The organism is Aequorivita sp. 609, from assembly GCF_014212065.1.
Taxonomy (GTDB): domain Bacteria; phylum Bacteroidota; class Bacteroidia; order Flavobacteriales; family Flavobacteriaceae; genus Aequorivita; species Aequorivita sinensis.
On sequence record NZ_JACJVM010000006.1, the window covers coordinates 75,874 to 88,268 of the forward strand.

Here is a 12,395-nt window from a genome sequence, read left to right on the forward strand (position 1 = left end):
CTATGCGAAATTTTTTGACTGTAATGTTATTCCTAGTAGGAGTATTGGCTATTTCTCAAAATAAGCAAATACTCTATGGTTTTGATGATACCCCACAATCTCTAATGTTAAACCCTGGAAGTAAGGTAATTCACAAAAAACATTATGGTATTCCGTTGTTGTCCCAAATTCACATTAACGGTGGTTCTTCAGGAGTTTCGGTTTATGATATTTTCAAAAATGGCAATGATAATATTAATGATAGAATCACAAAAAAGATATTCGAAATGAAGAATACCGATTTCTTTACTGCTACTCAGCAATTAGAGTTGATAAACTTTGGATGGAGAGCAAAGAATGAAATATTTTTTTCTGGAGGAATCTATCAAGAATTCGATTTTATAAGTTACTTTCCTAAAGATTTAGCAATATTGGCATGGGAAGGCAACAGTGATTATTTGGACTATAAATTTGATTTAGGTGAAGTTAGCACTACTGGCGATTTTATGACGGTTTATCATTTTGGAATGAATAAAAAGATTAATGAAAAGCTTACTGTTGGTGCTAGATTAAAGCTCTATTCGAGTATGTTTAGTTATCGGAGTGTAAATAATACTGGAACCTTTGTTACCCGACTTGGTGATGAAAATTCGGAAAATATTTATGAGCATACCGTAGAAAACGCCGATGTAAGCGTTGAAACTTCTGGTTATGCTTCCTTACGGGAGCTTGATGGTCCTAATGAAGTAATTAAAGAAGTTTTAGGTAGAGCCTTATTTGGTGGAAATATTGGGGTAGGAGTAGATTTGGGCTTTACATATGAGATTAACGATGCTTTTGTACTTACGGTTAGCGCCTTGGATGTAGGGGCGATTTTTCATAGAAAAGATGTAGAGAATTATCGTGCCCACGGAAATTATACCCTCGACGGAATTAATTTAATCTTTCCAGCATTAAGTGACGGTGAATCTACTTATCCTTATTATGACGATATTGAGGATGAATTTGAACGTGAAATTCCAATCGATACAATTCACAATAAATACACTCAGTTTAGACCTGTAAAAATTAATGCAGGCCTGAGTTTTGGTTTTGGAAGATTTTTTGCTTCAGACGATTGTGATTGCATGAATATGGATACAGGTGTTTTACACAAACAGAATGTAGGAGTTCAATTTTATTCTATTTTTCGACCTAAAGGGCAACAGTTGGCAGGAACGCTCTATTACAAAAGAAGACTAAACGAGTTTATTTCAGCAAAAGCTACTTATACCGTAGATTCTTATTCTTTTTCAAACGTAGGTTTAGGAGTTTCTGCTGATGTTGGGTCGGTAAATTTATATGTGGCTGCCGACAACCTTCTTAAATACGGTAATTTGGCAAAGGCAAAAAGTGTATCTTTACAGCTAGGTTTCAACATTATTATCGACGATTAATGACAAGAATATTATTTTTTTTAGCAGCATTATTTTTAAGTGTTTCAGTGAATTCTCAGAACAAAACACTGAGCGATTACAGTTATGTAATAGTGCCAGAGCAATTCGATTTTTTAAACGGAAAGGATTTGTATAAATTGAATTCTATGACAGAATTCTATTTAGAAAAAAATGGATTTAATGCATATATGGCAAATCTTGCTCCAAATGCAAATCGTTGCGATGGTCTTTTTGCTGATGTGGAAAAATTAAAAAGTATAATTGGCATTAAACTTCAAGTAGTGTTGAGAGATTGTAATGGGGAAGAGGTTTTTAGAACTCATGAAGGGAGAACTAAGTTTAAACAATACGACAAAGCATATCAAGATGCATTAAGAAAAGCGTTTAATAATTTTAATTCGCTTCGCGTTAAGCAAAAAGATGTAGTTCTTTTGAGTGAAAAATCTGCAGTTAATAGAGAAGTTGTTACTATTAATAAAACACAAGCAGAGGAGGTAATATCATCTACAGTAAAGGAGAATACAAATACTACAAAAGAGATTTACATCCCAGAAGCTAAGTTTTCAAATTATTCTTATTTAGGGAAAACCTTCTTGCTACGTAAAACTGATAAAGGTTTTTCACTTTATGAAGAATCTAATAAATCTAGCGATGGACTACTTTTAAGAGGTACTTTAGTTATAAACAACAATCATTTAGAATATACTGATACTTCAGGTGTAACCGGAAAGGCGGCCTTTGATGCTTCTGGTGATCTTAAAATTAACGATGGAGCTTATTTAAAAGTTTATAAACTTCAAAATTAAAAGTCGTATTTATCCTTCCAAAGATGTTTTAAATACGTTTTAAGTGAGTTTTCTTTTGCATTATTTCCAGGTTTATAAAAGGTAGTGCCTTTTATTTCTTCAGGTAAAAACTCGTGAGGCACAAAATTGCCTTCATAATTGTGTGCATATTCATATTCCTTGCCATAGCCTAATTGCTTCATAAGCTTTGTTGGAGCGTTTCTAATGGATAAAGGGACAGATAAGTCGCCAGTTTGTCTAACCAAACTCTGCGCTTCACCTATAGCTTTATATGATGCATTGCTCTTTGCTGAGGTAGCTAGATAGATGGCACATTGACTTAAAATAATTCGAGCTTCAGGATAGCCAATTAAATTAACTGCTTGAAAAGTACTGTTTGCAAGGAGTAATGCGTTTGGGTTTGCCAAACCAATATCTTCGGATGCTAAAATTACCATCCTTCTAGCTATAAATTTTATGTCTTCTCCACCTTCAATCATTCTCGCCAGCCAATAAACTGCTGCATTAGGGTCGCTTCCTCTAATTGATTTTATAAATGCCGAAATAATATCGTAATGCTGCTCGCCAGTTTTGTCGTAAAGCACGGTGTTTTTTTGTGCCTTTTGCATAACTAAATCGTTGGTAATTGTAATCTTATCGGTGTTTTCTGATAGAACAACAAGCTCTAAAATGTTTAAAAGTTTTCGTGCATCTCCGCCAGAAAGTCTTATTAAAGCTTCAGTTTCTTGTATTTTTATGTCTTTCTTTGAAAGAATTTCATCTTCTTCTAAAGCTCTTTTTAGAAGCGCTTCCATGTCTTCACGGCTAAAAGATTCTAAAATGTAAACCTGACATCTAGACAATAATGCAGGAATTACCTCAAAACTTGGATTTTCTGTTGTAGCACCAATAAGTGTTATCCATCCTTTTTCTACGGCGCCTAACAGTGAATCTTGCTGCGACTTGCTAAAGCGATGAATCTCATCGATAAAAAGAATTGGATTTTTTGTAGAAAATAAATTATCGTTTTTTTTTGCTTTTTCAATTACTTCACGAACTGCAGCTACACCACTGTCTATAGCGCTTAATGTATAGAAAGGCCTATCTGTATAATTGGCAATAATATTGGCTAAGGTAGTTTTTCCAGTTCCTGGAGGACCCCAAAAAAGCATCGATGGAATCATTCCTGTGCTTAATTGCGAAGTTAATGATCCCTTTGGACCAACTAAGTGTTGTTGGCTTAAATATCCTTCGAGAGTTGTGGGGCGTATTCGTTCTGCAAGTGGTGCGTTCATAGACTTCAAAATTACAATTTTATACTATCGGATTCACTGACATTATATCATAAATTTATTTTGGGATTGTTTTTTGTAACTTACTTCTTAATTATGGAAAACGCTAATCAATTAAAATTTACGCCCGATGTTTTTGGTTATCCATTACTGTTTGTAATGTCGATATGGATTGTATTTTGGTTTGAATCTCGCTTTGGAGTAAACTTTAATAAATTTGGTGTATATCCAAGAAATATTGAGGGCCTAAGAGGCATCATATTTAGTCCGTTTATTCACGGAAGTTTAAAGCACCTATTTAACAATTCCATTCCATTGTTTGTTCTATCCTCAGCTTTGTTTTACTTCTATAGAAATATCCGGTGGAAGGTTTTAATATTTGGGCTTTTATTGACAGGTATTGCTACTTGGATAATAGGGAGAGAATCGCTTCATATTGGAGCCAGTGGGGTTGTTTATATGTTAGCTGCTTTTCTATTTTTCAAAGGAATCTTCTCTAAACAATTTCAGCTAACCGCTTTAGCCCTAGCCGTGGTCTTTCTATATGGTGGATTGTTGTGGTATGTATTTCCTGTAAATCCTGAAATCTCCTGGGAAGGACATCTATCAGGTTTTTTAGTAGGTCTTGTTTTTTCCTTTATTTTTAAAACAAATCCCATTCAGAATAAAAAATACGAATGGGAAAAAGAGGATTATAATCCTGATGACGATCCATTTTTAAAACAATTTGATGAAAATGGAAATTTTATTGAACTGCCTAAAGAAGTTATTGAAGAGACTATAGAAAATGAAAAACCCGTTGAGCAAATTACCAAACGGGTTAAAATTGTTTATACGTTTAAAAAGAATTCGGATAGCATTAGTGACGAAAACTGATCAAGTGAACATTAAAACTATATTCGGTTAAATCTATTATATAGTCCATCAATTTTTTTACAATTTAACAATGTAAATTTGTGTGGTAATAGATTATATCTGGGATGCAAACAAGTTTTAAAAGGGAGCTAGAATTACTTATAGTCTTTGGCGCACCACTTCATATAAAAATGCTCCACAAGCTACCGAAACATTTAAGGAATTAATCTCTCCAAGTAGTGGGAGGGAAGCGCGTTCGTCTACTAGTGTTAATACAGATTTAGAAACTCCTTTTCCTTCAGAACCCATTACAATAGCTAAGGGCTTTTTTAAATCCAAGCTATAAACTTCAGAATCAGTTTTTTCAGTTGCGGCAATGGTGGAAATTCCTGAGCCTTTTAGGTAAAAGATTGCATCTTTAATATGATCTACTTTACAAATAGGTATTTTAAATATTGCTCCAGCGGAAGTTTTTACGGTATCCCCAGAAACTGGTGCACCTCCTGATTTTTGAATTATAACGGCATCTACACCTGTACATTCTGCAGTACGTAAAATTGCTCCAAAATTTCTAACATCAGTTATTTGATCTAAGATTAGAAATAGGGGAGTTTTATTGCTTTCCAATGTTTTCTCCACAACACTTTCTAAACTGTGAAATCCAACAGGAGATGTTACTGCCACAATCCCTTGATGATTACCACGAGTTAATCTATTCAACTTTTCAAAAGGAACTATATTTATTGTAACATTCGCCTTTTCAAGATCTTTTATTAGCCCTTCAATTTTATCGCTTTCAATTCCTTTTTGAATAAATACTTTATCAAAATTAACATTAGATGATAAAGCTTCTTTAACTGGATATATACCGAAAATAGTATTGTTCTTATCGCTCATTGAGTTCTTAGTATTATTTTTTTAGCTTATGGTAAAATTAGATAAATTAACTGACAAACTGATGCTTGTGATTTTAAATTCAAAAACACTTGTGTGGCATAGTTAATATATTGATATAGTTATAGCTGTATAAAAAAAACACCCTTTGGAAACTCCAAAGGGTGTTTAATATAATTCAAGGTTTGTACTAACCTATTTGTTCTTAGTTTTTAAGACCAATTTTTACTTGACCTCCAGTTATATAACCTTCACCTTCTTGTACTGCAAGAATAAAGAAAGTTCTGTCGTCTGGTGAAATTGAGTTGTCAATAGCAGTAACAGTAACTTCAATTTCTCTAACTCCAGCTGGAATAGTAACTGAACTTGGGTATTCGTAGTTATCTGTTGCCGTTGGGAATTCATCAGCAGGAAGATCCACTAATGTAAAAGTTCTGTCTGCGTTAGAAACATCAGATACGTACAATGTTACTGTACCTTCTTTAGTTCCACCTTCTGGTACTCTGTTAATGTTACTAGAATTTTTAGTAAAACCTACAACAGTTGCCTCAGAGTCGTAATCTTCATAAGTTTCACAAGATACTAATAGTACCGCTGTAAATAAAAATGCGATTATTGTTTTAATATTTTTCATTTGTATTGGTATTTAAAAATTAGTAACCAGGATTCTGAATTAAGTTTGGATTTAAGTCCATGGCAGTTTGAGATATTGGCATTTGGAATTTATTACTTCCAGCAGCTAAGTTCAATACATCAGATGCAGCTCCTGAACCATCAGCTAAATCACCAAAACTTTCACGGTCTACACCAAGACCCCAACGCTTAATGTCGAAGAATCTATGAGATTCGAATGCAAATTCTAATCTACGCTCTAAACGGATAGCATCTCTAAGAGCAGTACCTGTTTCTCCGCTTGGAGGCGTTGTGTAGCGATTAGTTCTTATTAAATCTAAAGCAGTTCTCGCTGGTCCTTCTTGTCCTAAGTTAAATAAAGCTTCTGCTTTGTTTAATATAGCTTCTTCAGCTCTTAAGATTTTGATGTCTACTTGCCCTTGAGTTCCACCTGGTCTTCCAAAGTATTTGTAGATTACGTTAAAGTCACTTCCACTTTTAGATCCTTCTGCAATATAAGCCTCTTTACGGATATCGTCGTCACTATATAATTGGAATAATTCGTAAGAAACTACGTATTCTGGAGTAATAGAATTTAATCCTCCTTGGCTCCACATTACACCAATAGTATTAGAAAGTACTGGTGGCTCGATTGGAATGTGGAATAATAATCCACTTTCGTTTTCGTCTGTCCATATCCCAGGAACATCTGCTCTAGGTGCTACAGAAGCAGTAACTCGATTTGCCGCGTTAACAGACTCTTGCCATTTTCCCATGTATAAGTATACTCTAGAAAGAAGAGTGTTAACTGCATCTTTACCCATACGGCCTTCCCCGTTAGTGTCATTGATGTTGGCAGCAGCATCTTCTAAATCAGCAGCAATCTGATCGTATACAAATCCTACAGTTTCACGTGCTGGAGTTGCTTTTGGATCAGGCTCAGTAATATAAGCTACACCTAAACTTCCATTAGCATCACCTGATTGCGTTGGTATTTTTCCGAAGAATCTTACTAAGTCAAAGTAAGCAAGAGCTCTTAAAGCCTTTGCTTCCGCAACGAAGTTCGCTTTAGTTTCTCCTTCAAAGCCAGCAGCCTTTTCTAACAGAGTATTCGCTCTAAAAATAAGAATGTAAGCTCTCGTATACATTCCAGACATTGCTGGTAGTGATGCCTCATATCTAAAGTTGTGGTTATTCGCTCTAGATTGACGTCCAATCTGTGCTAAAGTAACGTTGTCTGATAGTACATCTGGCATGTCTAGCATACCACCTGCATCACTTCCACCATAAAACGTTCCAGCGGTAAGAGTTGAGTATATACCTCTTACGGCATTTTCAAAATCTCTTGCGCTACTATAGGCATTCTCAGTTCCAAATTCGTCAAAAGGAACTTGGTCAAGTTTATCATCGCAAGAAGTTAAACTTCCCACAACTAAAACAAAAACTGCTATTTTATAAATTAATTTTTTCATTTTTTGCTATTGTTTTTTAAAATTAGAAACTTACGTCTATCCCTAACTGGTATGACTTAGTGTTTGGGTAACTGTATAATGTAACCTCTCCTGGAGCAACAGTCTGCGCGTATGAGATGGTTTCACCAGATGAAATACCTACTTCAGGATCTCCCCAGAATTTAGAGAATGTCAATAAGTTTTGTCCTTGAGCATAAATTCTTAAGCTACTAATAGGAGTTTTGTCTAAGAATCTATTAGGGAATGTATAAGATAGAGTAATGTTTCTCATTCTTATGTAATCACCTTTTTCTAAGTATTGATCAGAGTCAACAGCTGCATCAGTGTTAGCATAACGTGGGCTAGGTAGTACATCTGTATCACCTGGTTTTTTCCAGTAGTTAAACGCACTTGTAGATCTGTTAGAGTCAATGTCGGTTGGATCTTCACGTTGTGCTCTTACAATGTTGTTAATCCAGTTTCCGTATTTGAAGATGAAATCAGCACGTAGTCCGAAACCTTTGTAGTTTAAGTCTGTAAAGAAACCACCTTCTTTGTCAGCCATTGTAGATTTACCTTGTAACACACGGTTTTCCCCTTCTGGAAGGTTGTTAGCAGTGTATTTTTGATCGTCTGCACCGTAATAAAGCGCTTGTCCAGTTTGTGGATCAACTCCTGCGTATCTTACTAAGTAGTGCTCGTTAATTTTAGCACCTTCTCTAAATAAAATGCTAAATGTATTAGTAGGAGAAATATCTTTGCCCTCAGGTAAAGAAACGATTTCGTTGTCTAAGAAGATAATGTTACCTCCTAAAGTCCATTTGAAATCATCATTACGTACGATGTCTCCTTGTAATGCAACTTCAAGACCTTTGTTTTGTATCTCCCCTAAGTTACCTGCAATTCCCGTTTCACCATTCGAATTTATGATTCCGGCCTCAACAGGAGTAGGAATTAAGAAAAGTAGTTCAGTAGTGTTACGGATAAAGTAGTCAGATACAAAACGTAAACGCTTGTTGAACATGTTTAACTCTAAACCAAAGTTAATCGTTTCAGTAGTTTCCCACTGTAGGTCCGGATTCGGTACTTGATTAGGTAATGTTGAAGAACCTCCAGGGTAAGAACCGAAAGTTACTGTACCTTGTGATGCATAGTTAGCAATTCCTAACCTGTTACCTACTGTACCATAAGCTGCTCTTATTTTAAGGTCGTTAATAGCATCTACAGAGAAGAAGTTCTCTTTTGCTATGTTCCACCCAAGACTTCCACTATAGAAAGTACCGTACTTTACATCGTCACCAAAGTTTGAAGATCCGTCTCTACGCACTGTAGCACCCACTAAATAACGCTCATCGTAATCATACTCGGCAAAAGCTCCGTAAGATACTAGCGTTAATCTTTGTCTACTTGTGTAACCATCATCTAGAGTAGATGCGTTTGCTTGAGTAGTTAATAATGGAGAAGGGAAACCTTTACTTCTTACAAACTGACGGTTAAACTCGTACATGTTGTATTCGTATAATCCCATGATGTTAAAATCGTGGTTGTTTTTATTGAAGTGATAGTTCAATCTATTACTTACAGTAAGGTCCAAACGGTGTTGTTGATCGTCAAACTTGTTACCTGTAGGGTTATCAGGACCTTCTAAGATAACGTCAAGAATACCTCCTGGCATTGAGTAGCTCTCTCTTCTTTTTGCGTTCCAGTTAGCTGCAACTGCAAAAGTGTAGCTCCAGTTCTTGTTAAAAGTAACTGTTGCATCTACACTACCAAGTAATGTGTTAGTAATATCCTCAGCTGGCTCAGTTAATAGAGCTCCTCTTACTGGGAAACCACCACGAGTAGGGTTGTAAGTTGGGTTACCGTTGTCATCTAAAATAACAGCTCCATTTTCGTCTAACAAGAATTCAGTTTCGTATGGGTTGTAGTCCAACATTGCACGGAATGGGTTCTGAGCGTTGTTACGGTCACGTGGCTCATCACTCATAGAGCGAGAGTAACCTACGTTTACACCAACGTTTAACCATTCTTTTGCTTCAAAGTTTACGTTTAAACGTGAACCTAATCTTTCAAAACCATCAATTTGATCAATAATACCAGAGTTTCTGTCGTTTGTTACAGAGAAGTAGTAATCTACTTTTTCAGCTCCACCAGAAATAGAAACACTGTTGTTTTGGATAATACCATCCTTAAGGATTAAGTCTTCCCAATCTGTCTCATTTTGTAATAAGAAATTTCTTTCTGGAGACCCAGGGTTTGTTGCAACACCAGGTAGTGTTGAGTTACCAACACCCATAGCATACATTTGAGCTTCGAATGCCATCTTTTCAGTAGCGTTCATCATGTCGAAGTTTGGTGTAATTCTAGAAGTAGTACCATATCTAGAGCTAAAGCGAACTTTTGCTTCTCTATTTCTGTTACCGCTCTTTGTAGTAATTACAACTACTCCGTTAGCCCCTCTAGAACCATATCTAGCTGTAGTTGGAGCATCTTTAAGAATCGAAATATTTTCGATATCCTCTGGTGGGATACCTGCAAGATCTTGCTCTCTAATTGGCGCGCCATCCACTATGTATAATGGAGAAGATGCACCAGCAACAAGAGATCCTGTTCCACGAATACGAACGAAAGCTCCTTGTCCTGGCTTACCGTTAGCAGCAGTTACCTGCACCCCAGCGGCTTTACCTTGTAGCATATTATCTACGCTAGTAGTAGGTGCCATTTGAGAAAGTTCAGTTGCTGAAATAGATACAACAGCTGAAGTTTGCACAGTTTGGTTTCGAGTAGAATACCCAGTAACAACTACTTCTTCAAGGCTTGCACCTGGATTTAAAGTAACATTAATACTGTTTTGCGCTCCTACTTTAACTTCCTTGGTGTCAAAACCTACATAACTAAAGGTAAGCGTTTGACCCACATTAGCTGTGATGGAGTATAACCCATCAAAGTCTGATTGTGTTCCAGAGCTTGTACCCTTTATTATAACGTTTGCACCAGGCAATGGCAGACCTGTGTCGTCCGTCACCGTACCTGTAATAGTTTTTTGTTGTGCGAAGGTAAGCTGCACAACTAACGCTAGTAGTAGCGTTAAGATTCCACTAAACTTTGTTCTCATTTTTATAAATTATTTGAATTAGCCAACGGCAAAAATCACAATAAAAAGTTAATTACACAAGTATTTACTCCCAATTTTTAACTTTCCTTATCAAAGTGAATCCTTGTATTATAAGGATTTATTAAAATTTTGACGAAACACTGATGTGAATCTTAGTGTTTGAAAAATTAAAATCTTGGTTTTCGGTGTTCCCGTTTGCAACATTTAGTCTGAACAAACCGGTGTTGGTGTTGATGCCAAGCCCAAAACCAAAGCTGTATAGATTTTGTTTTAAAGTAAGAGGTTGGTTTTCAAAATACCCTAAGTCTATAATGCTGTGTACAAATACTTCTTCATTGAATTGATATCTATATTCGGTGTTAATAATGGAAAAGAATGATGCGTCTATACTATTTTCATTAAATCCCCGGATGCTATTTATGCCTCCAAAACGGAAAAGTTCATTTGTTAGGTAGCTATCGCTAATTAAAATGTTAGTGGCGTTTTGTATAAATATTGAGTTTTTAAAGTTTAAATTAAAAATGTTGCTGATAAGTGCTTCAACACCTATTTGATCTTCATTGATGTTGTTTTTTTTTCGATTCCCAATTCCTCCTTCTAAGGTGATTTTGCTTTTTATAGGGAAAAGCTTTTTGTTTTGAGTGGTTATGTAGGAAGCGCCAGCTATAAAGAAGTTAGATTTAAAATCTTCAATAGGATTGCCAGCAATAGCCTCATCTAATAGATTACTAGAGTCGTAACTTTTGTATCCTATATATGTAGCCGATTGGGGGTTGATTTGATATGTAGTTCGTACTTGTTGCTCCGAGGTGATAAAAGTACTGTCTCTTTTAAAAATTTTTAGCTCTCCGCTTAGGCCAAAAGGCGATTGGAACAAGTAGGGGAGTGTGAGCTTTGTTCTAAAGCTCACTTGTTCTTCTCCATCAGCTTTGTAATTGATGAGTAATTGTTCGCCGTAATTCAAATTGTTGTTTAATTCAAGATTTAAAAACCCATTGAAGTTAAGTTTTTGCGTTTTCTCATCTGTAGCAAACCCAAGTATTCCATCAAATAAGTTGTTGTTTTGTTTTTCTAGATAGAAATACACAGTAGTTGAGTCTTTTCTAAAAAGTGCTTCGGGTGGTTTTGTGGATGAGGCAAAACCTAGATTGTTTAAATTGTCGTTTTGTTTAAGAAGTTTTACTTTGTTAAAAACTTTGCCCTTTTTTATCCCTGCATAGTGTTTTAAATATGAAACAGGAAATTTTTCATAGCCTTTTACTATAATAGAGTCGACTGTTCTTATTTCCTTGTTGTCTACAAAAAGAGATGCAGTGAGCAAATTGTTATCTTCAATTTGAAATTCTGTTAATCGTAAACGCGCAAAAGCATTTCCCTTTTGATTTCGTATGGCGGTTAGTTTGTTTAGAGAACTTGTTATGGCTTCAAAATTTACCGTAAAATAGGAATTTGTAATATTGTTTGAAATTCGTTGTAATTCTTTTCGGGTGAAATTTTCTTCAGAATAATATATTTTTATTTGATTGTATTTTCGTCCTAGACTAAAAGCTGCAACATAGCTACTATCGTTTTTCTTATTTATTTGAAGAAATTCACTTTCAATAAATCCCATTCGTTGAAGTTTCAGTGAAATTGTATCTGTTTCTTTTTCAATTTCTGAATAGTTTTTAAATGTTTTCGGAATTTGTAGCGAGTCAATAAGGTTTTGTGAAATAGGTTTTTCAGTTTTTACAGAAAGTGTAAGCTCCTGGGCGTTTATTCCTAAGAACCAACAGGTATATATATTAAGGAGTAGAAATAGTGTGGTAGCTTGTTTCAAATTTTTAATCTAGTTTCTTTGTGTTTGAATAACTTTAGTTTTCTTTAGAAATTGTTATTTCTTTTATATCTGTATGTTGCTTTGTTGTACTACATATAAATAAGAATACTGCTAAGTGGGTATTTGTAGGCTTTACAATTAGGTAAGCAAAGTGTGT

The 12,395-nt window shown here is 35.3% G+C and carries 9 protein-coding genes; 3 read left to right on the forward strand and 6 right to left on the reverse strand.

Annotated elements, in window-relative coordinates; all coding sequences use genetic code 11:
• The first annotated feature begins 23 nt into the window (after positions 1-23).
• Positions 24-1,415: a DUF5723 family protein gene (locus H4O20_RS03715; RefSeq protein ID WP_185098329.1), complete on the forward strand. Its 1,392-nt coding sequence runs from the start codon at positions 24-26 to the stop codon at positions 1,413-1,415.
• Positions 1,415-2,221 carry a hypothetical protein gene (locus H4O20_RS03720; protein WP_185098330.1) on the forward strand — a complete coding sequence of 269 codons (807 nt, stop codon included), beginning with the start codon at positions 1,415-1,417 and terminating at the stop codon, positions 2,219-2,221. Before H4O20_RS03715 ends, H4O20_RS03720 begins: the two co-directional genes overlap by 1 nt.
• Here H4O20_RS03720 and H4O20_RS03725 read toward each other — a convergent pair.
• On the reverse strand, positions 2,218-3,495 hold the full coding sequence (locus tag H4O20_RS03725) for a replication-associated recombination protein A (RefSeq protein ID WP_185098331.1): 1,278 nt from the start codon (positions 3,493-3,495) through the stop codon (positions 2,218-2,220). The genes H4O20_RS03720 and H4O20_RS03725 overlap by 4 nt on opposite strands.
• A 93-nt stretch (positions 3,496-3,588) precedes the next feature.
• Here H4O20_RS03725 and H4O20_RS03730 point away from each other — a divergent pair, with 93 nt between their 5' ends.
• Positions 3,589-4,368: a rhomboid family intramembrane serine protease gene (locus H4O20_RS03730; RefSeq protein WP_185098332.1), complete on the forward strand. Its 780-nt coding sequence runs from the start codon at positions 3,589-3,591 to the stop codon at positions 4,366-4,368.
• Positions 4,369-4,506: 138 nt separating this feature from the next.
• Here the strand turns inward: H4O20_RS03730 and rlmB are convergent, their stop codons facing one another.
• The 5 genes from rlmB to H4O20_RS03755 all read right to left on the reverse strand — a co-directional run bounded on the left by rlmB (position 4,507) and on the right by H4O20_RS03755 (position 12,238).
• Positions 4,507-5,244 (reverse strand): 23S rRNA (guanosine(2251)-2'-O)-methyltransferase RlmB, encoded by a 738-nt coding sequence (gene rlmB, locus H4O20_RS03735; RefSeq protein ID WP_185098333.1) that lies wholly within the window; start codon positions 5,242-5,244, stop codon positions 4,507-4,509.
• Between the two features lie 202 nt (positions 5,245-5,446).
• Positions 5,447-5,875, reverse strand: a complete 429-nt coding sequence (locus H4O20_RS03740; RefSeq protein WP_185098334.1) for a hypothetical protein — start codon at positions 5,873-5,875, stop codon at positions 5,447-5,449.
• A 19-nt stretch (positions 5,876-5,894) separates the two neighbouring features.
• The gene (locus tag H4O20_RS03745) at positions 5,895-7,325 is read right to left on the reverse strand and encodes a RagB/SusD family nutrient uptake outer membrane protein (RefSeq protein WP_185098335.1); all 1,431 of its coding nucleotides are present in this window, start codon (positions 7,323-7,325) and stop codon (positions 5,895-5,897) included.
• Positions 7,326-7,347: 22 nt separating this feature from the next.
• Positions 7,348-10,419 carry a SusC/RagA family TonB-linked outer membrane protein gene (locus tag H4O20_RS03750; protein ID WP_185098336.1) on the reverse strand — a complete coding sequence of 1,024 codons (3,072 nt, stop codon included), beginning with the start codon at positions 10,417-10,419 and terminating at the stop codon, positions 7,348-7,350.
• Between the two features lie 121 nt (positions 10,420-10,540).
• Entirely contained in the window at positions 10,541-12,238 is a 1,698-nt protein-coding gene (locus H4O20_RS03755) for a POTRA domain-containing protein (protein ID WP_185098337.1), read from the reverse strand.
• Positions 12,239-12,395: the final 157 nt, after the last annotated feature.